Here is a 22563-nt window from a genome sequence, read left to right on the forward strand (position 1 = left end):
GGATGAGCACGCGCCGTCCCCGACCCCGACCCGACTGGGTCGCCGCACTCGAGACGGGAGACGACGCGGGGCTGTTCGGCCCCGGCAGCGCCGTGTGGGCCGTGAACGGCGGCATGCCGACGATGATCGCCGGAGTGCGGGCGCTGCTCATGCAGACCCTCCACGCCGGGGCGATGGCCGGTGTCCACGACCACTCCCGCTACCGCGAGGATCCGATGGGGCGCCTCGACAACACCGTCCGCTGGGTGCTGACGACGAGCTTCGGCGACACGAGCGCGGCGAGCGGCGCGGCGCGCTGGGTGACCGGCGTGCACGAGCGGATCGTCGGCTCGTACGAGGACGCGGCGGGCGCCGAGCGCGCCTACTCCGCGCAGGACCCGCGGCTGCTGCTCTGGGTGCACGATGCCTTCACCGACGCGTTCCTCGGTGCGCACGAGCTCTGGGGGCGGCCGATTCCCGGCGGGCCGGACGCGTACGTCCGCGAGTGGGCGGCGTCCGGTCGGCTCCTGGGGGTGGATGCGCCGCCCGAGAGCGTCGCCGAGCTCCGCGAGCAGCTCGCCGGATTCGCGGGGGAGCTCAAGCCCGACGATCGGGTCCGGGAGGCGGTCGGCTTCCTCCGCCGCGTGAAGCTGCCCGGTGAGGCGGGGCTCGTCTACCCTCTGCTGTTCGCGGGCGCCGTCGCGTCCCTCAGCCCCGAGGTGCGGCGCCTGCTCGGACTCCGGCGCGCCTGGTGGCCGGCGATCACCGCCAACCGCCTCCTGATGCGCTTCCTCGAGCGCTACCTCGGACGGGTCTCGCCGAGTGAGCGCGCTGCACGCACCCGCCTCGCGCGTCTCGAGCGATCCCGCGCCGAGGTGGGCTGAGCGCACCTGCGCCCTTTTCCGAACACCTGTCCGGGAAGTGGTAGACTGGCGTCGATGACTTCCGCTCGCCTCGCCTCCCTGCCCGGAGCGGAACCCCATCTCAGCCCGCGCGCGGGTGATCCCCGTGCCAGGCGCACCCGCCGTCGCGTCTTCGACGCGGTCGAGCGCCTCGTCATGCAGGCCGAGGGCGAGAGGGCCGAGGGCATCGCCGTCAGCGACATCGTGCGCGAGGCCGGCATCAGCCGCAGCTCGTTCTACGCGCACTTCGACGACGCGGCGGACGTCGCCTCCGCCCTCCTCCGCGAGGACCTCGTGATCGCCGAGGTCGCCGGAGGCGATGCCGAGGACCGCACCGGAGCGCTCGCGCTGCGCCGCGGCTACGCGCGCCTGATCGACCGGCTCGTCGACCGCCACGCCTTCCACGCGCGCCTGCGCGCCCGCGCCTCCGCCCGGGTGGCCTCCGACGACGCCGTGCTCGACACGGTCCTCGCCCTGCACCGCGAGGTGCTCGCGCGCGTCGAGGTCCCCGACTCCGTCGATCCCGAGCTGACCGCGACCTTCGCCGCCGGCGGCGTCCTCGCCGTCGTCGGCTCCTGGCTCGCCGGCTCCCTCGACGGCACCGACGAGGAGCTCGTCGAGCGCCTCGTCGCCCTGCTTCCTCCGTGGCTGGCCGATGCGCCGCTGCGGAGCCTCGACCCCACCACAGGCCCCACGACGAAAGGCACGACATGATGTTATTCGAGGTCGGCGAGACGCTGGTCTACCCGCACCACGGAGCGGTGACGATCACCGGGCTCGAGAAGCGCTCGGTCAAGGGCGTCGAGAAGACGTTCATGACGATGAACGTGCACACGAGCGAGCTCACGATCACCCTGCCCGTCGAGAACGCTGAGCTCGTCGGCGTCCGCGAGATCATCGACGACGCCGGCGTGCAGGCCGTCTACGACGTGCTGCGCAGCGATGTCGCGGAGGAGGCCAGCAACTGGTCGCGCCGCTTCAAGGCCAACCAGGAGAAGATGGCGAGCGGCAGCGTCTACCGCGTCAGCGAGGTCGTCCGCGACCTGTGGCGTCGCGAGCAGGCCGGCGGAGTCTCGGCCGGCGAGAAGCGCATGCTGCTCAAGGCCCGTCAGATCCTCGTGTCCGAGCTCTCGCTCGCGCTCAAGGGCACCGACGAGGAGGCCTCGGCCAAGCTCGACGAGGTCCTCGCCTCGGCGATCTGATCTCCCGTCGCGGTGTGCCCGGTCACTCGGCCCGGCACGCCGCGACGACCTGGCGTGAGACCTCGTCCTGCGCGGCACTGCCGTCGATGCGGACGAGGATCCCCGCCTCGGCGTAGACGTGCTCCAGCGGTGCCGTCTCGCGCTCGTAGACCGCGATCCGGTGGCGGATCACGTCCGGATCGTCGTCGGCGCGGTTCTGCTCCGCCGCACGCGCGAGCAGCCGCTCGACGACCACCTCCGTCTCGGCGGTCAGCATCACGACGCGGGCGAGCGCTTCGCCGCGCTGGGCGAGCAGACGGTCGAGCTCCTCGACCTGCGCCGGAGTCCGCGGATAGCCGTCCAGGATGAACCCGTCGTGCGCGTCCGGCTCGTCGATGCGCTCGGCGACGAGGGCGTTCGTCAGCTCGTCGGGCACGTAGGCCCCGGCCTCGACGATGTCGCGCAGCCGCTGTCCGAGCTCCGTGCCGTCGGCCACGTGCGAGCGGAAGAGCTCGCCGGTCGAGATCGCCGGCACCCCCAGCACCTCGGCCAGGATCGCCGCCTGGGTGCCCTTGCCCACGCCGGGCGGTCCCATCATGATGACGCGCATCGCTCGTCCTCCTCGTGTCGTCAGGTGATCGTAACGGTGCGGAGGCGACGGCTCCGAGCAGCGCGTCACCCGTTCTAGGCTGGCTCTGATCGAGGGGAGCCGCATGTCGCGAGACGCGGAGCGCGCGGCCGAGCGCCTGGCCGGCCTCCTCGCCGACGTCTCGAGCGAGCTCGAGCGGCGCGGCGTCGCAGACCAGGCCCTCGCGGAGCTCCGGCGCCCGCGCGCGATCCTCGGATTCCGGCGCGCGCCCGTGATGGCGCCCGTCGGCCGCGCCTGGCGACTAGGCGTCGTGCTGCTCGAGAGCTCCGGGTCGCTCGTCGCGACGGGGTCGGTGACCCGGGCGGTCGCTCCGCTGCACGCCAACAACCAGTCGGAGTCGCAGGAGGCGCGCCGCGAGATCCGGCGCGCCGCGTTCGACGGTCCGTTCCGCGAGGGCGAGATCGTCAACTACGGCTGGCGCCGGCTGCGCACCGACGCCGAGGGCCTCCTCGAGGCGCAGGATCCCCTGGCCCTCAGGGGCGACGAGGTGCTCGTGCGCTGGGCGCCCGGCCTCGGCGACCAGGGCCTCCTGCCGATCGAGCGCTACCTCGCCGACCGGATCGATCTGCTCGACTAGCGCCCGGGGAGGTCACTCCTCCTCGGTCACCGGGTGGAACCACGGCGGGTAGACCGCGACGCGCGGTGACGCGGTGCTCCCCTCGAAGAGCGCCTTCACCTTGTTCTTCATGGTCACCGACGGCACACCGACCACGGCGATCTCCTCGAGCGGGAAGCGCTCGGGCACGAGCGCCTCGGCGCTGCGCAGAGCCGGCTCGTCGACCAGGAGGCGGGCGAAGGTGCGCACGAGGGCGTCGCCCTCGCTGAAGCGGGTGAGGACGTGCGAGGCGTCGCCGTCGCTGAGCACCGGAGCGGAGGCGAGCGAGCCGACCAGCACCACGTACTGCGAGGCGGTCGTGCTCTGGGCCCGCGGCGACCAGTGCGGAGCGATCCGCTCGCCGCGCAGATCGGCCCAGAGGGCGGCGTCGGGAGAGAGGAAGAAGGGGACGAAGCCGGCGACGCTCGCGCCGTCCTTGATCTGCACCGCGCGGCGGTGCTCACGGGTGGTCTCGGCGCTCACGTCGATCGCGGGGCGCTCGGTGAGGTGCTCGTCGGCGATGAGGGCGCCGGAGGCGACGATCGCGGCGAGGTTGTCGAGGTGGGTCACGTGGTAGATCCGCTGAGCGGCGATGTCGACCTTGGGCAGCGGCTTCTCGCGGGCGGTGCCGCGCGCCGCGGCCCGGGCGGTCGCCGCGCGGGAGGTCCCGGGCACGCGCACGGGGGTGCGGGGGGTCCGGGCCGCCGGCTCGGGGAGCTTGGCGGGCGAGCAGACGTCGCAGAGCGCGATGTCGAGGCCGTGGATGCATTCGGTGGGCACTCTGTAGTCCTTCTGCACCTGGTCTCGGGGTTCCGGGCGCAAGGACGACGTTACGCGACCGCGGACCCCCCGCGGGGCTGGCGTCGGTGATCCGCGACCCCCGGTCCGGGAGCCGCCGGGCATCGGCTGGGAGCCGAGTGCTCGCGCAGGACCGCCGCGTAGCGTGGACGGCATGAAGCGCGAGGTGCCCGCCGAGGGCCAGGAATCCGTCTGGGACTACCCGAGGCCGCCGAGGGTGGAGCCGAGCGCCGAGCACGTCGTGGTCCGGCTCGGGGGAGTGGTGGTCGCGGAGTCGCGCGGCTCCTTCCGGGTGCTCGAGACCAGTCATCCGCCCGTCTACTACCTGCCCCGCGGCGACTTCGCCGAGGGGGTGCTCTCGCCTGCGCCCGGGCGCAGCATCTGCGAGTTCAAGGGAGCGGCGTCCTACCTGTCGGTCCGGGGCGGGGGCGCCGTCGCCGAGGCCGCGGGCTGGACCTATCCGGAGCCGATGCCGGGCTTCGAGGTGCTCCGCGACACGATCGCCCTGTACCCGGGGCGGATGGACTCCTGCACGGTGGACGGCGAGGTCGTCGAGCCGCAGCCCGGCGACTTCTACGGCGGCTGGATCACCTCCCGCGTGGTCGGACCCTTCAAGGGGGCGCCCGGCACGATGTTCTGGTGACGACGCCGCCGCGTCGTAACGCCGGGTAACCGCCCGGCGCCCCGCGCGCCTCCCGTGCGACTGTTGTCCGCGCCGGACGACGGCGACGAGGAGGCGGAGACCATGGACGCGGACGACGCACGCGCGGGACACGGCGAGTGGGGCTTCTCGACCCGGCAGCTGCACGCCGGGACGGCCGAGGACGCCCTCCACGCCCGCCGCACCCCGGTCTACCTCACCGCCGGCTTCAGCTTCGACTCCTTCGACGAGGCGCGCGACCGCTTCGCAGGCGCCGACGGCTACACCTACACCCGCGTCGCCAACCCGACGACCGATGCCGTCGAGCGCCGCATCGCCGCGCTCGAGGGCGGCCGGGAGGCGCTCCTCGTCGGCAGCGGGCAGGCGGCCGTCTCCGTCGCGCTGCTCACCCTCGCCTCCGCGGGCGATCACGTCGTCGCCGCCGCGAGCCTCTACGAGGGGACGCGGAACCTCCTGCTCGAGAACCTCGCCCGCCTCGGCATCACCACCACCTTCGTCGAGGACGCCGACGACCCGCTCGCCTGGGAGCAGGCGATCACCTCGCGGACGCGCGCCGTTCTCGTCGAGTCGATCCCCAATCCGCGCAACGACGTCGTCGATCTCCAGCTGGTCGCCGACGCGGCGCACCGCGCGGGCGTGCCCCTCGTCGTCGACAACACCTTCGCGACGCCCTACCTGCTGCGGCCCCTCGAGCACGGAGCCGACGTCGTCGTGCACTCGGCCAGCAAGTTCCTCGCCGGGCACGGCGCGGTCATCGCCGGGGTCGTCGTCGACGCCGGCCGCTTCGACTGGGCGGCCCGAGCCGCCGAGTACCCGCACCTCGCCGCGGGCCCCCTCGCTCCGGAGCGCGCCTTCCTGGCCTACGCCCGCGACGTCGTCGCCGGCCGGATGGGCCCGACCGTGTCGCCGCTCACCTCGTTCCTCCTCGAGCAGGGGCTCGAGACGCTCTCGCTGCGCGTCCGCCACCAGTCGCGCAGCGCGCTGCTCGTGGCGCGCTGGCTCGAGGCGCGACCCGAGGTCGCGAGCGTCGACTACAGCGGCCTCGCCTCGAGTCCGTCCCACGCCCTCGCGCAGCGCTACCTCCCGCTCGGTCAGGGCTCGGTCTTCTCGTTCACGCTGCACGGGGGGCTCGACGCGGCCCGCCGCTTCTCGGACGCCCTCGACGTCTTCACGCGGATGACGCACCTCGGCGACGTCCGCTCGCTGATCCTGCACCCCGCCAGCACGACGCACACCGGCCGGACCCGCGAGCAGCTCGAGGCAGCCGGCATCGGCCCAGGCCTCCTGCGCCTGTCGATCGGCATCGAGGATCTCGAGGACCTCCTCGCCGATCTCGAGCAGGGCCTCCGAGCGGCGGCCCCGCATCCGCTGCAGCTGGCGGAGGCGTCGTGAGCGATCCGCAGCACTTCGCCTGGTTCCTCTCCCGCGGCTTCGGTCCTCAGGCGTGGGGCCAGCCGATCTGGGACTGGGACCGCTCGTGGACCGGCCCCGAGCTCTACCGCCAGAGTGCACGCGAGCTCGAGCAGGCGGGCTTCGACCTCGTCATCATCGAGGACGCCCTCTCGCTCGGGAACGCGAGCACCCTCGACCTCCGGGTGCGCCGAGCGTACGGCGGGCCGAAGCACGACCCGATGCTGCTCGCTCCGTACCTCTTCGAGGCCACCCGGCATCTCGGGGTGGCGCCGACCGTGAACCCGATGGCCTACAGCCCCTACCAGGCGGCCCGTCAGTTCGCCTCGCTGCAGCACCTCAGCGGGGGCAGGCTCGGCCTCAACGTCGTGACCGACGTCGGCAGCAGCCGCCACTTCGGGCTCGATCCCGTGCCGCACGATGTGGCGTACGACCGCGCGCACGAGTGGCTCGACTCGATCCGTGAGCTCTGGCGCAGCTGGGACGACGGCGCGCTGATCCAGGACCCGTCCACCGGTCGCTTCGCCGACGGCACCCTGCTGAGGCCCGTGCAGCACCGCGGCATGCACTACCGGTTCGACGGCCCGCTCAACGCGCTGCCCTTCGACGGCGCGGAGCCGGTGATCGTCTCGCCCGGGGGCTCGCCGCGCGGCATCGACTTCGCGGGCGCCCAATCCGAGATCCAGCTCGCACTGGCCTCCCTCGACACCGGCACCGTCCGCGCCTACCGCGAGCGGGCCCGCGCAGCGGCGGCGGCGCACGGCCGCGACCCCGACGACCTCACCGTCCTCTTCGTCTTCAAACCGATCGTCGTCGCGAGCCGCGACGAGGCGGAGCGGCTCGTCGCCGCCTCCGCCCATCCCGACGACGAGACCCTGCTCGCCGTCGCCGCGGCGCAGTCGAGCGATCTCGAGACGGACCTCACCGCGCTCGACCTCGACCGTCCCGTCGACCCCTCGGTGTTCGGCGAGCACGTCTCGCGCGGCAGCATCGCCGGGCTCTACGGCGGGGCGGAGGCGGACGCTCCGCTCCGTGCGCTGCTCACCGCCAAGGCCCGGCTCGGCCTGATCGCCGACCGCCGCGGAGTCGTCGGCACCGCGGAGGAGGTCGCCGACTTCATCCAGGAGCTCGGCGACGACGCCGCCAACGACGGCATCGCCTTCTCGGGCGACTTCCACCCGGTCACCCTGCACCGGATGCTCGACGAGCTCGTCCCGATCTTGCGCCGGCGCGGGATCCTCCGCCGCGATCACCCGGGCGGCGGTCTGCGGGGGAGTCTCGCCGGCTTCTGAGGATCAGGGCGCCGCGAGCAGGACGGCTCGCGCCGCCTCGATCCCCTCGACCTCGAGCGCCCAGTCGGGTCTGCGGAGCGTCGCCGGCGTCACCCGGAACCGCGTCTCGTCGACCGCGACGCCGTCGGCTCCGACCGTGCGCTGCGTGCCGTTCGGCCGGTAGCCGAGCGCGGTCGAGACTCCGATGGACGCGGAGTTCCAGGCCAGCGCGCTGCTCTCCGCCACCTCGGCGCCGAGATGGTCGAAGGCGAGCAGGAGCACCGCCGCGCGCATCTCGCGCCCGAGCCCCCTGCCCTGCGCGCGGCGGGTCAGCCACGAGCCCGACGACACCGTGCGGGTGGCGGCGAAGTGGTCGGCGACGAGGTCCTGGGAGCCGATGACGACTCCGTCCTCGACGATCGCGAAGGCCACCCGCCAGGCGTCGGCGGTCGTCGCGGCCCGGAGCGACCAGTGGTAGCGGGCGAGGTCGGCGGGGAGCTCCTCGGCGGGCGCCTCGGCCCAGGGAGAGGGGAACGGCGAGCGGCCCGCCTCGTGGATGCCGGCCGCGGCGGCCGCGCTCAGGCCGGCGAGATCGCCGTCGCGCACCGGATGCAGCTCGAGCCGCGGCGTGCGCAGGACCAGCGAGAAGAGGGGCCAGACGGCCGAGGGATCGCTCATCCGACGACGCTAGCGAACGGCGCGGCCGGAGCGGGTCGGAGCTGTGCCGGTGGCGGGACTCGAACCCGCACGCCCTCTCGGACAGAGCATTTTGAGTGCCCCGCGTCTGCCATTCCGCCACACCGGCGCACAACAAGCCCGTTGAGAATACCGTAGGCTCGTCGGCGTGACAGACCAGGAACCCACGTCGACCGCACCCCGCCGGGTCGTCGTCGCCGAAGACGAATCGCTCATCCGCATGGACATCGTGGAGATCCTCCGCGACAACGGCTTCGAGGTCGTCGGCGAGGCGGGCGACGGCGAGACGGCCGTGGCCCTCGCCACCGAGCTCCGCCCCGACCTGGTCATCATGGACGTCAAGATGCCCCAGCTCGACGGCATCTCCGCTGCCGAGCGCCTGTCGAAGGCCCACATCGCCCCCGTCGTCCTCCTCACGGCCTTCAGCCAGAAGGAGCTCGTCGAGCGCGCGAGCGAGGCGGGCGCCCTCGCCTACGTCGTCAAGCCGTTCACGCCCAACGACCTGCTGCCCGCGATCGAGATCGCCCTCTCGCGCTACGCGCAGATCATCACCCTCGAGGCCGAGGTCGCCGACATGGTCGAGCGCTTCGAGACCCGCAAGCTCGTCGACCGCGCCAAGGGCCTGCTGAACGAGAAGATGGGCCTCTCCGAGCCCGAGGCGTTCCGCTGGATCCAGAAGGCGTCGATGGACCGCCGCCTCACCATGCACGACGTCGCCCAGGCGATCATCGAGCAGCTCAGCCCCAAGAAGTAGGGCCGGCCGCCCGGCCGCTGCCGGATCCGATCACGGCCAGAGGCGGGTGCGCTCCCAGGGGGAGCCACCCGCCTCCGTCGTTCCCGGGCGGTACTCGAGCCGCACGTGGTCCTGCTCGGGCGAGGTGGAGCCCTGCCAGAACTCGATCCGCTCGGGGACGACGCGGTAGACGGCCCAGTCGCGGTCGAGCACGGCGGGGGAGCAGCCCACGGCCACGCTGGTCTGCAGCGTCACGAGGCCGAAGTCGGCGGAGCTGCGCATCGGCTCGCTCTGCCGGCCGACGAGGAGCGCGGTGCGTGCCGCCTCCGACCGTCGGCGGAAGTCATCGGCCGACTCCTCGGCGGTGCCCCGCTCGGCGCGGCCCTCGACCCTGACCTGCCTGCCCTGCACCGGCCAGAAGAAGGTGAGTGCGGCGTGCGGGTTCGCGGCCATCGCCCGGCCCTTGGGGCTGGTCGCGTGCGTCGAGAAGGCCCAGCCGCGGTCGTCGATGTCGCGCAGCACGAGGACCCGTGCCGAGACGTCCCCCTCGGCGTCGGCGGTCGAGAGCGTCGCGCCGTGGGGGAGGAGCTGACCGGCCGCCGCCGCCTCCTCGAGCCACTGCGAGAACAGCTCGACGGGGTCGGCCGGTGCTGCCTCCGCCTCGAATCCGGGCAGTTCGGACGGCATGGACGGCAGGGAACGCAGCAGGTCACGGAAGCTCACGCCCCGAGCCTAGGTCGCCCCCGCGCCTCGAGCCCGGGCTTGCGGGCCCGCCCGTCGGGCCCACAGAGCGGCGAGCATTGTCAGCGTTGCCATTGGCAGACCAGCCGAGCGCCGCGAGGCGAATCGGGAAAACGCGTGTCAGCGTTTTCCCGTAGCCGCTCGCACCACGCTCCGCCCGACGCAACCGCCTCGTCGAGCCGACTGCGCCGCGGCGGGCGGGGACCGCCGCGGGAAAGGTGCCGCGACTGCGCCGCGGCGGGCGGGGACCGCCGCGGAAAGGGCTCAGCGGCTCCGGATGATGTTCGTGATCCGCACCGTCGAGAGGCGGCGCCCCTCCTCGTCGCGGATCACGATCTCGTGGGTCGTGAGCGTGGAGCCGAGGTGGATCGCGTCGCACGTGCCGATGACGAATCCGGAGCGGATCGAGCGGCTGTGGCTCGCGTTCAGCTCGATGCCCATCGCGACGCGCCCCTCGCCCGCGTGGACGTTCGCGGCGATCGAGCCCATCGACTCCGCGAGCACCACGTGTGCTCCTCCGTGCAGGATCCCGAACGGCTGGCGGTTGCCCTCGACCGGCATCGAGGCGACCGAGTGCTCGGGGGTGAGCTCGTGCCAGAGGATGCCCATCGTGTCGGCGAGCTCGCCGCCGCCGCGGCCGATGGAGCCGACGAGATCGAGCGCCGGCGGGCGGGTCCAGGCGGTGGTGGGGGGCGCGGAATCGGTCACGGTACTCCTCGTCGTGGAGCCTCGCGCGGGTCCCGGCCGGCGGGCTGCACCGGGCCTGATCCGGTGTCGGAGGCGCTGTGTAGTCTTGCCCTGTGTCAGATCCGGAACAGCCTACCCTCCTGCTCATCGACGGTCATTCGCTGGCTTTCCGCGCCTTCTACGCGCTCCCGGTCGACAGTTTCCAGACCCGCGACGGCCAGCACACGAACGCCATTCACGGCTTCCTCTCGATGCTGATCCTGCTGCTCAAGAACGAGAAGCCCACCCACCTGGGCGTCGCGTTCGACATCTCCCGCTTCTCGTTCCGCACCCGCGAGTACCCCGAGTACAAGGGCACCCGCGGCGAGACCCCGCCGGAGTTCAAGGGCCAGGTCCCGCTGCTCGAAGAGGCGCTCCACGCCATGAACATCCGCACCGTCTCGAAGGAGGACTTCGAGGCCGACGACATCCTCGCGACGCTCGCGAAGCAGGGCGCCGACGCCGGCTTCCGCGTGCTGGTGGTCTCCGGTGACCGCGACACCATCCAGCTCGTCACCCCCGAGGTCACGCTGCTCTACCCGTCGACCCAGGGCGTCTCGCAGCTCACCCGCTACGACCGCGACAAGGTGTTCGAGAAGTACGGGGTCGAGCCCCACCAGTACCCCGAGATCGCGGCCCTCGTCGGCGAGACGAGCGACAACCTGCCCGGAGTCGACAAGGTCGGCCCGAAGACGGCCGCGAAGTGGGTCAACCAGTACGGGACGGTGGCCGACATCATCGCCCACGCCGACGAGATCAAGGGCGTCGTCGGCGAGAAGCTGCGCGAGCAGAAGGAGAACGCGCTCCGCAACCGCCGGCTCAACCGCCTCATCACCGACGTCGAGCTGCCCCTCGGCCCCGCCGATCTCGACCGGCGGCCGATCGACGTCGACGCGGTCCGCGAGATCTTCAGCCGCCTCGAGTTCAAGACCCTGCAGGAGCGCGTGCTGACGATCGCCGCCGAGGAGGGCGTCGAGGGTGCAGCCTCCGCTCTGGCCGGCGACACCGTCGTGACCGCCGCGCCCGCCGTGCGCACTCTCGTCGACGAGGAGCTGGCGCACTGGCTCGACCGCGTCTCCGCGAAGGGGACGACCCCGGTCGCCGTGCAGGTGCAGCTCGGCCCCGACGGGCTCGACGGCCTGGGGCTCGCGACGGAGACCGAGTCGGCGTTCGTCCCCTGGGCGGCGGGCCGCCCCGACTACACCGCTCTCGAGGAGTGGCTCGCGAGCGACGCCCCCAAGGTCTTCGCCGACGCGAAGCCGCAGATCAAGGCGCTGCGCCGGGCCGGGCTCACGGTCTCCGGCCTCGCCTTCGACACCCGGGTGGCGGCCTATCTCCTGCAGCCCACCGGACATGCGGCGACGCTCCCGGCGCAGGTCGCGCAGTACCTCGACGAGACCATGGCGCAGGGCGACCCGAACCAGCTCGTGCCGAGCGTCGAGCCGATGGGCCCGGCGACCGAGGCTTGGTACGCGTTCCGCCTGGTCGCGCCGCTCACCGAGCTGCTCGGCGAGGGCATGCTCTCGGTGCTCGTCGACATCGAGCTGCCGATCGTCCAGGTGCTCGCGACGATGGAGCTCACGGGCGTCGCGATCGACTCGGCGGTGCTGGCGCGCCTCCGCGGCGAGCTGACGACCACGGCCGCCGAGCTCGCGAGCCGCGCCTTCGCCGAGATCGGCCACGAGATGAACCTCGGCTCGCCGAAGCAGCTCCAGCAAGTGCTCTTCGAGGAGCTCGCGATGCCGAAGACCAGGGCGACCAAGACCGGGTACACGACCGACGCCTCCGCCCTCGCCGACCTGCAGGACTCGCACCCGCACCCGTTCCTGGGCCTCCTCCTCGAGCACCGCGACGCGACGAAGCTTAAGCAGATCATCGAGACGCTCGAGAAGTCGGTGACCGCCGATCAGCGGATCCACACCAGCTACGACCAGACCGGCACCGCGACCGGCCGCATCTCCTCGAACGACCCCAATCTGCAGAACATCCCGGTGCGCAGCGAGGTCGGGCGCCGCATCCGCACCGCGTTCGTGCACAGCGCGGGGGCGAGCACGCTGCTCACCGCCGACTACTCGCAGATCGAGATGCGGATCATGGCGCACCTCTCGGGCGACGCCGGGCTGATCGAGGCCTTCCACAGCGGCGAGGATCTGCACCGCTTCGTCGGCGCGCGCATCTTCGGCGTCGAGCCGGCCGACGTCACCCCGGCGATGCGCAACAAGGTGAAGGCGATGTCGTACGGCCTCGCGTACGGGCTCAGCGCGTTCGGCCTCTCGAAGCAGCTGCGGATCTCGAGCGCCGAGGCCAAGCAGCTGATGACCGACTACTTCGTCCGCTTCGGCGCGGTCCGCGACTACCTGCGGAGCGTCGTGGAGCAGGCGCGCGAGGCCGGCTACACCGAGACGATCTTCGGCCGGCGCCGGCCGTTCCCCGAGCTGCAGAGCGCCAACCGCGTCCTCCGCGACAACGCCGAGCGCGCGGCGCTCAACTCGCCCATCCAGGGCTCGGCCGCCGACATCATGAAGATCGCCATGATCGGCGTGCAGTCCGACCTCGACGAGCAGGGCCTCGCCTCGCGGATGCTGCTGCAGGTGCACGACGAGCTGATCTTCGACGTCGCACCGGGGGAGGAGGAGGCCCTCGAGGCCGTCGTCCGCTCGCGGATGACCGGCGCCGTCGACCTCCGCGTGCCGCTCGAGGTGCAGGTCGGCCACGGCGCCGACTGGGACGACGCCGCGCACTGACCGCGAGCCGCGCGAGGGCCTGGCTAGGCTCGAGCGCATGACCTCCGACACCCCCCGTCAGCCGACCGCCGTCGATCTCGTCGCCGAGCGCTGGGTCGACACCCTGGTCGAACTCGACCCGACGATCGGCACGTACATCGGCCGGGCGGAGTCGAACGGTCGCCTCGGTGATCTGTCGCCGGAGGGCCGCGCGCGCTCGCGGGAGGCGGTGGCGGCGGCGCTCGTCGAGCTCGAGAGCGCGGAGCCGGTCGACGCGGTCGACCGTGTGACGGTCGCCGATCTCGGCTCGGAGCTCCGGCTCACTCTCGAGGCCCACGACGCCCGGCTCCCGCTGCGCGACCTGAACGTGATCGCGTCCGCTCCGCAGGAGCTCCGCGACGTCTTCGACCTGATGCCCACCGCCGAGGTCGCCGACTGGGAGGCCGTCGCCGACCGGCTCCACGCCGTCCCCGCCGCTCTCGCCGGGTACGTCGAGACGCTCCGCGAGGGTGTCCGCTCCGGAGTGACCCCCGCGGTGCGCCAGGTGCGTCTCGTCGCCGAGCAGGCCGACTCGATCGCGGCGCCGCGCGGCTTCTTCGCCTCGCTCGCGGCCGATGCCGCACCTGCCTCCGGATCGCTGCCGGCGTCGCTCGCGGTGCGCCTCGAGGAGGGCGCGCGCCGGGCCGCCGCCGCGTACGACGGCCTCGGCCGCTTCCTCCGCGAGGAGCTCGCGCCCGCCGCGCGCGAGGAGGACGCGGTGGGCCGAGACCTCTACGCGCTGCAGTCGCGGCGCTTCCTCGGCGCGGTCGTCGATCTCGACGAGACCTACGAGTGGGGGATCGAGGAGCTCGCGCGGATGACGGCCGAGCAGGAGGCGATCGCCCGCGAGATCCTGCCGGGCGCCTCCGTCGCCGAGGCGATCGCGCACCTCGACGCCGACCCCTCGCGCACCCTGCACGGCGTCGACGCCCTCCAGCGCTGGATGCAGGAGACGAGCGACCGCGCCGTGCAGGAGCTCGCGGGCACCGCCTTCGACATCCCGGACGAGCTCCGCCGGCTCGAGTGCCTGATCGCGCCCACCCACGAGGGCGGCATCTACTACACCGGACCGAGCGACGACTTCGCGCGACCCGGGCGGATGTGGTGGTCGGTGCCCGAGGGAGTGACGGAGTTCGCCACATGGCGCGAACTGACCACCGTGTACCACGAGGGCGTGCCCGGTCACCACCTGCAGGTGGGCCAGGCGGTCGTGAACCGCTCGCGGCTCAACACCTGGCGCCGGCAGCTCGCGGGCAGCTCGGGGCACGCCGAGGGCTGGGCCCTCTACGCCGAGCGGCTGATGGAGGGCTTCGGCTACCTCGACGACCCGGCCGACCGTCTCGGGATGCTCGACGGGCAGCGGATGCGGGCGGCCCGCGTGGTCCTGGACATCGGCGTGCACCTGGGCAAGCGGATGCCGGGCTCGAGCGAGGTCTGGAGCGCCGCCTCCGCCCTTGCGTTCATGCGGGCGAACGTCAACATGGACGACGCGTTCATCCGCTTCGAGGTGAACCGCTACCTCGGCTGGCCGGGTCAGGCGCCCTCGTACAAGATCGGCCAGCGGATCTGGGAGGAGCTGCGCGACGAGGCTGCGGCCCGCGAGGGCGCCGCCTTCTCCCTCGCCGCGTTCCACCGCCGCGCACTCGATCTCGGCGGGGTCGGACTCGACACGCTGCGTGCGAGCCTCGCGAGCTGACTCCTGGCCCTCGATCCGCGCGGATCCGGCGCGGAACGGGGCCCTGGGAGATTGCTAGCACCCTGCTGGGTCGGATAGTCTGGAACGTCACGTTCGTGGCGCCGCTGTGCCCACGGTGCGCGACGAGGTCCCGGAGTCATCCTCCGGAGCATCGTCCCGTCGCCGGGTGCACCGCACACCCCATCACTCCGCGGCTCCCGCCACTCCGCCCGTCCTCGGGCATCCGGCGGACGCCGCCCGACATCCATCCATCCTGGAGCATCCCTTAATGACAACCGCAACGACCGAAAAGGCAGCCAAGCAGGTCGCGATCAACGACATCGGGTCTGCTGAAGACTTTCTTGCCGCGGTCGAAAAGACTCTGAAGTTCTTCAACGACGGAGACCTCATCGAAGGCACCGTCGTGAAGATCGACCGCGACGAGGTCCTCCTCGACGTCGGCTACAAGACCGAGGGCGTCATCCCCTCGCGCGAACTCTCCATCAAGCACGACGTCGACCCCTCCGAGGTCGTCAACGTGGGCGACAGCGTCGAGGCTCTCGTCCTGCAGAAGGAGGACAAGGAGGGTCGCCTGATCCTCTCGAAGAAGCGCGCTCAGTACGAGCGTGCGTGGGGCGACGTCGAGAAGATCAAGGAGTCCGACGGTGTCGTCACCGGTTCGGTCATCGAGGTCGTCAAGGGCGGGCTCATCGTCGACATCGGCCTCCGCGGCTTCCTCCCGGCCTCGCTCATCGAGCTGCGCCGCGTCCGCGACCTCACGCCGTACCTCGGCCAGGAGATCGAGGCCAAGATCCTCGAGCTCGACAAGAACCGCAACAACGTGGTCCTGTCGCGTCGCGCGCTCCTCGAGCAGACGCAGTCCGAGAGCCGCACCACGTTCCTGAACAACCTGCACAAGGGTCAGGTCCGCAAGGGCGTCGTGTCGTCGATCGTCAACTTCGGTGCGTTCGTCGACCTCGGCGGCGTCGACGGTCTCGTCCACGTCTCCGAGCTCTCCTGGAAGCACATCGAGCACGCCTCCGAGGTCGTCGAGGTGGGCCAGGAGGTCACCGTCGAGATCCTCGAGGTCGACCTCGACCGCGAGCGCGTGTCGCTCTCGCTCAAGGCGACCCAGGAGGACCCGTGGCAGGTCTTCGCCCGCACCCACGCGATCGGTCAGGTCGCCCCGGGCAAGGTCACGAAGCTGGTCCCGTTCGGTGCGTTCGTCCGCGTCGCGGACGGCATCGAGGGCCTCGTCCACATCTCCGAGCTCTCGGGCAAGCACGTCGAGCTCGCCGAGCAGGTCGTGTCGGTCGGTGAAGAGGTCTTCGTCAAGGTCATCGACATCGACCTCGACCGTCGCCGCATCTCGCTCTCGCTCAAGCAGGCGAACGAGAACGTCGACCCCGAGGGCACCGAGTTCGACCCGGCCCTCTACGGCATGGCGACGGAGTACGACGACCAGGGGAACTACAAGTACCCCGACGGCTTCGACCCCGAGACCAACGAGTGGCGCGAGGGCTTCGAGTCGCAGCGCGAGGCCTGGGAGCAGGACTACGCCGCGGCGCAGGCCCGCTGGGAGGCCCACAAGGCCCAGGTCGCCAAGTCGCAGGAGGAGGCGGCCACCGTCTCCGAGGGCGTCTCGGTCGGCGGCGGCTTCACCAGCGAGGCGACCGGAGCCGGCACCCTCGCCGACGACGAGTCGCTCGCCGCACTGCGCGAGAAGCTGTCCTCGAGCAACTGATCGAGTGCACGCACACGAACGGCCGGTCCCCTCGGGGGCCGGCCGTTCGGCGTTCCCCCTCCTCTCCGCGGGGCTGAGTAGGGTGTGCGCGTGCATCTCGTAGCCCTCACCGGAGGCATCGCCTCCGGCAAGTCGACCGTCGCCCGCCGTCTCGCCGAGCACGGAGCGGTCGTCGTCGACGCCGACGTGCTCGCCCGCGAGGTCGTCGAGCCGGGGGAGCCCGCCCTGCTGGCGATCGTGGAGCGGTTCGGCCCGTCGATGCTGCGGCCCGACGGCTCCCTCGACCGGGCGGCCCTCGGCGCCGTCGTCTTCGCCGACGCCTCCGCCCGCGCCGATCTGAACGCGATCACGCACCCCGCGGTGGGGGAGCGCTCGCAGCGCCTCTTCGCGCAGGCGGCGGAGGCCGATCCCGGGGCCGTCGTGGTCTACGACGTGCCGCTGCTGGCCGAGGGCCGCGGTGCGGGGGAGTTCGACGAGGTCGTCGTCGTCCACGCGCCCGAGGCCGCGCGCGTCGACCGGCTCGTGCGCCTCCGGGGCATGTCCGAGCCGGAGGCGCGGGCCCGCGTCGGCGCGCAGGCGACCGACGAGCAGCGGCTCGCCCTCGCCGACGTCGTGATCGACTCCTCCGGCACCCTCGACGAGACCCTGGCGCGCACCGACGCGCTGTGGGAGCAGCTGCGCGCTCGGGGCTGACGCGGTCTGCTGCACCTCTGCAGGTGCTGGTGCGATCTGCAGGTGTCGCGGGCGGAAGAGCGCTCTGCTCCGCCTGGAAGCGCAGGACCGGCCGATCTCGTGCAGAACGCCGTGCGCTGCCCGCGGTCCGCGGTGCACCAGCCCGTTCGCGGCGAGCGCACGCCGGGCTCCGTGTCGGTGGTCGCAGCTACGCTTCGAGCATGGAGCCCACCCGTGCCGTGCACCCCTTCGAGGTCGTCAGCGAATACAAGCCGAGCGGCGATCAGCCCGCCGCGATCGCCGATCTGAGCGCCCGGATCCAGGCCGGCGAGGCCGACGTCGTGCTCCTCGGCGCGACGGGCACGGGCAAGTCCGCCACCACCGCGTGGCTCGTCGAGGCGGTGCAGCGGCCCACGCTCGTGCTCGCCCACAACAAGACGCTGGCGGCGCAGCTGGCGAACGAGTTCCGCGAGCTGTTCCCCAACAACGCGGTGGAGTACTTCGTCTCCTACTACGACTACTACCAGCCCGAGGCCTACGTCCCGCAGACCGACACCTTCATCGAGAAGGACAGCTCGGTCAACGCCGAGGTCGAGCGCCTGCGCCACTCGACGACCAACTCGCTGCTCAGCCGTCGCGACGTCATCGTCGTCTCGACGGTCTCGTGCATCTACGGCCTGGGCCAGCCCGAGCAGTACCTCGAGGCGATGGTGGCGCTGCAGGTCGGCCAGCGCGTCGACCGCGACCGCCTCATCCGCAAGTTCGTGTCGATGCAGTACGCCCGCAACGACGTCGACTTCGCCCGTGGCACCTTCCGCGTCCGCGGCGACACGATCGAGATCATCCCGATGTACGAGGAGCTCGCGATCCGCATCGAGATGTTCGGGGACGAGATCGAGGCGCTGTACACCCTGCACCCGCTCACCGGCGACATCGTGCGCAAGCTCGACTCCGTCTCCGTCTTCCCCGGTTCGCACTACGTCGCCAGCCAGGACGTCATGCACCGCGCGATCGACACGATCCAGCAGGAGCTCGAGGTGCGGCTCGCCGATCTCGAGAAGCAGGGCAAGCTGCTCGAGGCCCAGCGGCTCCGGATGCGCACCACGTTCGACCTCGAGATGATGCAGCAGATCGGATTCTGCTCGGGCATCGAGAACTACTCCCGGCACATCGACGGCCGCGAGTCGGGCGAGGCGCCGCACTGCCTCCTCGACTACTTCCCCGACGACTTCCTCGTCGTGATCGACGAGTCGCACGTGACCGTGCCGCAGATCGGCGCGATGTACGAGGGCGACGCCTCCCGCAAGCGCACGCTCGTCGAGCACGGCTTCCGCCTGCCCTCGGCGATGGACAACCGTCCGCTCAAGTGGGAGGAGTTCAAGCAGCGCGTCGGCCAGACGGTCTACCTCTCCGCGACCCCCGGCCGCTACGAGATGGGCATCGCCGACGGCATCGTCGAGCAGATCATCCGCCCCACCGGCCTCGTCGACCCGGAGATCGTCGTCAAGCCGACCAAGGGCCAGATCGACGACCTGCTCGAGGAGATCAAGCGCCGCACCGAGCGCGACGAGCGCGTCCTCGTCACCACGCTCACCAAGCGGATGGCCGAGGAGCTCACCGACTTCCTCACCGAGGCCGGAGTCCGCGTCCGCTACCTGCACTCCGACGTCGACACGCTCCGCCGGGTCGAGCTGCTGTCCGAGCTGCGCGCGGGCGTGTACGACGTCCTGGTCGGCATCAACCTCCTCCGCGAGGGCCTCGACCTGCCCGAGGTGTCGCTCGTCGCCATCCTCGACGCCGACAAGGAGGGCTTCCTCCGCTCCTCGACGTCGCTCATCCAGACGATCGGCCGCGCGGCCCGCAACGTCTCGGGCGAGGTGCACATGTACGCCGACAAGGTGACCGACTCGATGCGGCTCGCGATCGACGAGACCGACCGCCGCCGAGAGAGGCAGGTCGCCTACAACCTCGAGCACGGCATCGATCCGACTCCGCTCCGCAAGAAGATCGCCGACATCACCGACGCCCTCGCCCGCGAGGGGGCCGACACGGCCAAGCTCCTCGCCGGCCGCGACGCCAAGAAGAAGAGCCCGACCCCCAACCTCCGTCGGCAAGGTCTCGCCGCCAACGGCGGCAACGACCTCGAGGCGATCATCTCGGACCTCAACGGCCAGATGCTGCAGGCCGCGGGCGAGCTCAAGTTCGAGCTCGCGGCGCGACTGCGCGACGAGGTCCAGGAGCTCAAGCGCGAGCTCCGCCAGATGGAGAAGGCGGGCCACCTCTCCTGATCGGGAGCGGCGGAGCGCGGCCGGAGGCGACCGCCGCGGTCCGCGACGGGGTGCGCGATCCGCAAGACCGCGCGCCCCGGATCAGCGCCCAGCGAACGTCCCCGGGCGATGTCGGTGGCTCCGCATACACTTTCGAGGTGTCGATCGCGAATGCCGTAACAGACCCCTCGTCCGCCCCCTCTCCCTCCTTCCACCGCTTCGTCTCCTCCCTCGACGAGTCGGTCTCGAAGCTGGTGGTGAGCGGTGCCCGGGTGCACAACCTCCACGATGTCGACCTCGAGATCCCGCGCGACTCGATGGTCGTCTTCACCGGTCTGTCGGGGTCCGGCAAGTCGTCGCTGGCCTTCGACACGATCTTCGCCGAGGGTCAGCGCCGCTACGTCGAGTCGCTGTCGGCCTACGCGCGCCAGTTCCTCGGCCAGGTCGACCGCCCCGACGTCGACTTCATCGAGGGGCTGAGCCCCGCGGTCTCGATCGACCAGAAGTCGACGAACCGCAACCCGCGCTCGACCGTCGGCACGATCACCGAGATCTTCGACTACATGCGTCTGCTCTGGGCGCGCATCGGCGTGCCGCACTGCCCGATCTGCAGCGAGAAGATCTCGGCGCAGACCGTTCAGCAGATCGCCGATCAGATGATGGAGCTCGAGAGCGGCACCCGCTACCAGATCCTCAGCCCGGTCGTCTCGCAGAAGAAGGGCGAGTTCGTCGACCTCTTCAAGGAGCTCACCGCCGGCGGGTACTCCCGTGCGATGGTCGACGGCTCGCTCATCCAGCTCAGCGACCCGCCCACGCTCAAGAAGCAGTACAAGCACGACATCTCGGTCGTGGTCGACCGTCTCGTCGCGGGTCCCGACATCCTCGGCCGGCTCACCGACTCCCTCGAGACCGCTCTCCGCCTCACCGACGGCATCGTGCAGATCAACTTCGTCGACGGTGAGGGCGAGGGCGCCTGGACGACCTTCTCCGAGAAGCTCTCCTGCCCCAACAACCACCCGATCTCCCTCACCGAGATCGAGCCGCGCACCTTCTCGTTCAACGCCCCGTTCGGCGCCTGCCCCGAGTGCTCGGGCCTCGGCACGCGCATGTCGGTCGACGACGACCTGCTCCTGGGCGACCCCGATCTCAGCATCGCCGAGGGCGTCATCATCCCCTGGACCACGCAGGGCAAGGGCCTCTTCCAGTACTACGAGAAGCTGCTCGACGGCCTCTCGCGCGATCTCGGCTTCAAGCTGACCACGCCGTGGAAGCGGCTCAGCTCCGAGGTCCAGCAGGCCGTCCTGCACGGCGACAACTTCGAGGTCAAGGTCAAGTGGAAGAACCGCTACGGCCGTGAGATGAGCTACACGTCGGGCTTCGAGGGTGTCGTGCCCTACATCGAGCGCCAGTACGTCCAGGCCGAGACCGATGTGCAGCGCACCCGCTGGTCCGAGTTCCTCCGCGAGGTGCCCTGCCCCGTCTGCAAGGGCTCGCGGCTCAAGCCCGAGGTCCTCGCCGTCCTCGTGCACGGCGCGAGCATCGCCGACATCGCCGACCTCAGCCTCGGCGACGCCCAGGACTTCATGGCGCGCCTCGAGCTGACCGACCGGGAGGCGCACATCGCCGCGCAGGTCCTCCGTGAGATCCGCGCGCGCCTCGACTTCCTGATCGAGGTCGGACTCAACTACCTCAACCTCTCCCGCGCCGCCGCGTCGCTCTCCGGCGGCGAGGCCCAGCGCATCCGGCTCGCTACGCAGATCGGCTCCGGGCTCACCGGCGTGCTCTACGTGCTCGACGAGCCGAGCATCGGCCTGCACCAGCGGGACAACCGCCGCCTCATCGACACGCTGCTGAAGCTGCGCGACCTCGGCAACACGCTGATCGTCGTCGAGCACGACGAGGACACCATCCGCACCGCCGACTGGATCGTCGACATCGGCCCGGGCGCCGGCGTCAACGGCGGCGAGGTCGTGCACTCGGGCTCCTACGACTCGCTGCTCGAGAACACCGACTCGCTCACCGGCGACTACATCTCGGGCCGCCGCTCCATCGACATCCCGAAGAAGCGGCGCAAGATCGACCGCAAGCGGATGATCAAGGTCGTCGGGGCGAACGCCAACAACCTGCGGAAGGTCGACGTGGAGTTCCCGCTCGGCACCTTCGTCGCCGTCACGGGCGTCTCGGGCTCGGGCAAGAGCACCCTGGTCAACGACATCCTCTACCGGGTGCTCGCCAACCAGCTCAACGGGGCGCGCAAGGTCCCGGGCAAGCACACCCGCGTCACCGGCCTCGAGAACCTCGACAAGGTCGTGCACGTCGACCAGAACCCGATCGGCCGCACCCCGCGCTCCAACCCCGCCACCTACACCGGCGTCTTCGACCGGATCCGCAACCTGTTCGCCGAGACGACGGAGGCGAAGGCCCGCGGCTACCTGCCGGGCCGGTTCAGCTTCAACGTCAAGGGCGGCCGCTGCGAGGCCTGCTCGGGCGACGGCACCATCAAGATCGAGATGAACTTCCTGCCCGACGTCTACGTCGCGTGCGAGGTCTGCGGGGGAGCGCGCTACAACCGCGACACCCTCACGGTCCATTACAAGGGCAAGAACATCGCCGAGGTCCTCGACATGCCGATCGCCGAGGCGGCCGAGTTCTTCGAGCCGATCACCTCGATCCACCGCTTCCTCAAGACGCTCGTCGAGGTCGGCCTCGGCTACGTGCGGCTCGGGCAGAGCGCGACGACGCTCTCGGGCGGCGAGGCGCAGCGCGTCAAGCTCGCCACCGAGCTCCAGCGCCGCTCCAACGGCCGCAGCGTCTACGTGCTCGACGAGCCGACCACCGGCCTGCACTTCGAGGACGTCCGCAAGCTCCTCCTGGTGCTGAACTCGCTCGTCGAGAAGGGCAACACGGTGATCACCATCGAGCACAACCTCGACGTCATCAAGTCGGCCGACTGGCTGATCGACATGGGACCCGAGGGCGGTGCGGGCGGCGGCCAGGTCGTCGCGGTCGGCACGCCCGAGCACGTCGCGAAGGTCGCCGCGAGCCACACGGGCGGGTTCCTCGCCGAGATCCTCGGTTGACGACGCGGACGGGCGCGCGCA

19 protein-coding genes and 1 tRNA gene are annotated in these 22563 nt (G+C 71.4%); 14 read left to right on the plus strand and 6 right to left on the minus strand.

All coding sequences use genetic code 11. The annotated features are described in order from the left end of the window. The first annotated feature begins 2 nt into the window (after positions 1-2). The 3 genes from GSU68_RS08360 to GSU68_RS08370 are packed head-to-tail and all read left to right on the plus strand — an operon-like array spanning position 3 to position 2083. A complete protein-coding gene (locus GSU68_RS08360; protein WP_159907208.1) occupies positions 3-863 on the plus strand; it encodes an oxygenase MpaB family protein in 861 nt (286 codons plus the stop codon). 54 nt (positions 864-917) lie between these two features. Continuing rightward, on the plus strand, positions 918-1595 hold the full coding sequence (locus GSU68_RS08365; RefSeq protein WP_159907210.1) for a TetR/AcrR family transcriptional regulator: 678 nt from the start codon (positions 918-920) through the stop codon (positions 1593-1595). Continuing rightward, positions 1595-2083: a CarD family transcriptional regulator gene (locus tag GSU68_RS08370; protein ID WP_056043500.1), complete on the plus strand. Its 489-nt coding sequence runs from the start codon at positions 1595-1597 to the stop codon at positions 2081-2083. Before GSU68_RS08365 ends, GSU68_RS08370 begins: the two co-directional genes overlap by 1 nt. A gap of 22 nt (positions 2084-2105) precedes the next feature. Here the strand turns inward: GSU68_RS08370 and GSU68_RS08375 are convergent, their stop codons facing one another. Then, the gene (locus GSU68_RS08375; protein ID WP_159907212.1) at positions 2106-2672 is read right to left on the minus strand and encodes an adenylate kinase; all 567 of its coding nucleotides are present in this window, start codon (positions 2670-2672) and stop codon (positions 2106-2108) included. Positions 2673-2775: 103 nt separating this feature from the next. Between GSU68_RS08375 and GSU68_RS08380 the strand changes: the two genes are divergently transcribed. Further along, the gene (locus tag GSU68_RS08380; protein WP_159907214.1) at positions 2776-3288 is read left to right on the plus strand and encodes a hypothetical protein; all 513 of its coding nucleotides are present in this window, start codon (positions 2776-2778) and stop codon (positions 3286-3288) included. A gap of 12 nt (positions 3289-3300) precedes the next feature. Here GSU68_RS08380 and GSU68_RS08385 read toward each other — a convergent pair whose 3' ends face one another. Further along, on the minus strand, positions 3301-4086 hold the full coding sequence (locus tag GSU68_RS08385) for a DarT ssDNA thymidine ADP-ribosyltransferase family protein (protein ID WP_159907216.1): 786 nt from the start codon (positions 4084-4086) through the stop codon (positions 3301-3303). Positions 4087-4258: 172 nt separating this feature from the next. Here GSU68_RS08385 and GSU68_RS08390 point away from each other — a divergent pair, with 172 nt between their 5' ends. The 3 genes from GSU68_RS08390 to GSU68_RS08400 all read left to right on the plus strand — a co-directional run bounded on the left by GSU68_RS08390 (position 4259) and on the right by GSU68_RS08400 (position 7467). Then, complete coding sequence (locus GSU68_RS08390; RefSeq protein ID WP_159907218.1) at positions 4259-4747, plus strand: DUF427 domain-containing protein; 489 nt, start codon at positions 4259-4261, stop codon at positions 4745-4747. A gap of 102 nt (positions 4748-4849) precedes the next feature. Then, positions 4850-6157 (plus strand): aminotransferase class I/II-fold pyridoxal phosphate-dependent enzyme, encoded by a 1308-nt coding sequence (locus GSU68_RS08395; protein ID WP_159910203.1) that lies wholly within the window; start codon positions 4850-4852, stop codon positions 6155-6157. After that, positions 6154-7467 (plus strand): LLM class flavin-dependent oxidoreductase, encoded by a 1314-nt coding sequence (locus tag GSU68_RS08400; RefSeq protein ID WP_159907220.1) that lies wholly within the window; start codon positions 6154-6156, stop codon positions 7465-7467. The genes GSU68_RS08395 and GSU68_RS08400 overlap by 4 nt, the downstream gene beginning before the upstream one ends. Positions 7468-7470: 3 nt before the next feature. Here the strand turns inward: GSU68_RS08400 and GSU68_RS08405 are convergent, their stop codons facing one another. Together GSU68_RS08405 and GSU68_RS08410 are read right to left on the minus strand one after the other, a co-directional pair. After that, a complete protein-coding gene (locus tag GSU68_RS08405) occupies positions 7471-8124 on the minus strand; it encodes a GNAT family protein (protein WP_159907222.1) in 654 nt (217 codons plus the stop codon). A 44-nt stretch (positions 8125-8168) separates the two neighbouring features. Next, positions 8169-8251: transfer RNA gene (locus GSU68_RS08410), tRNA-Leu, on the minus strand. A 39-nt stretch (positions 8252-8290) separates the two neighbouring features. Between GSU68_RS08410 and GSU68_RS08415 the strand changes: the two genes are divergently transcribed. Then, entirely contained in the window at positions 8291-8896 is a 606-nt protein-coding gene (locus tag GSU68_RS08415) for a response regulator (RefSeq protein WP_159907224.1), read from the plus strand. A gap of 30 nt (positions 8897-8926) precedes the next feature. On the opposite strand, the gene GSU68_RS08420 is transcribed toward GSU68_RS08415, so the two are convergent. Next, positions 8927-9562: a pyridoxal 5'-phosphate synthase gene (locus tag GSU68_RS08420; protein ID WP_159907226.1), complete on the minus strand. Its 636-nt coding sequence runs from the start codon at positions 9560-9562 to the stop codon at positions 8927-8929. Positions 9563-9880: 318 nt separating this feature from the next. Then, positions 9881-10258 carry a hotdog fold thioesterase gene (locus tag GSU68_RS08425; RefSeq protein WP_244259478.1) on the minus strand — a complete coding sequence of 126 codons (378 nt, stop codon included), beginning with the start codon at positions 10256-10258 and terminating at the stop codon, positions 9881-9883. Between the two features lie 158 nt (positions 10259-10416). On the opposite strand from GSU68_RS08425, the gene polA reads away from it, so the two are divergent. From polA to uvrA, 6 genes are all read left to right on the plus strand, one after another. After that, positions 10417-13086, plus strand: a complete 2670-nt coding sequence (polA, locus tag GSU68_RS08430; protein WP_159907228.1) for a DNA polymerase I — start codon at positions 10417-10419, stop codon at positions 13084-13086. Between the two features lie 37 nt (positions 13087-13123). After that, the gene (locus tag GSU68_RS08435) at positions 13124-14800 is read left to right on the plus strand and encodes a DUF885 domain-containing protein (protein ID WP_159907230.1); all 1677 of its coding nucleotides are present in this window, start codon (positions 13124-13126) and stop codon (positions 14798-14800) included. 268 nt (positions 14801-15068) lie between these two features. Then, complete coding sequence (gene rpsA, locus GSU68_RS08440; RefSeq protein WP_159907232.1) at positions 15069-16523, plus strand: 30S ribosomal protein S1; 1455 nt, start codon at positions 15069-15071, stop codon at positions 16521-16523. A 90-nt stretch (positions 16524-16613) separates the two neighbouring features. Then, on the plus strand, positions 16614-17216 hold the full coding sequence (gene coaE, locus GSU68_RS08445) for a dephospho-CoA kinase (RefSeq protein ID WP_159907234.1): 603 nt from the start codon (positions 16614-16616) through the stop codon (positions 17214-17216). A 200-nt stretch (positions 17217-17416) separates the two neighbouring features. Beyond that, a complete protein-coding gene (gene uvrB, locus GSU68_RS08450; protein WP_159907236.1) occupies positions 17417-19483 on the plus strand; it encodes an excinuclease ABC subunit UvrB in 2067 nt (688 codons plus the stop codon). Between the two features lie 233 nt (positions 19484-19716). Next, positions 19717-22542: an excinuclease ABC subunit UvrA gene (uvrA, locus tag GSU68_RS08455; protein WP_244259479.1), complete on the plus strand. Its 2826-nt coding sequence runs from the start codon at positions 19717-19719 to the stop codon at positions 22540-22542. The last annotated feature ends 21 nt before the right edge of the window (positions 22543-22563 follow it).

The sequence above is a fragment of the Rathayibacter sp. VKM Ac-2759 genome, assembly GCF_009834225.1.
Classification (GTDB): domain Bacteria; phylum Actinomycetota; class Actinomycetes; order Actinomycetales; family Microbacteriaceae; genus Rathayibacter.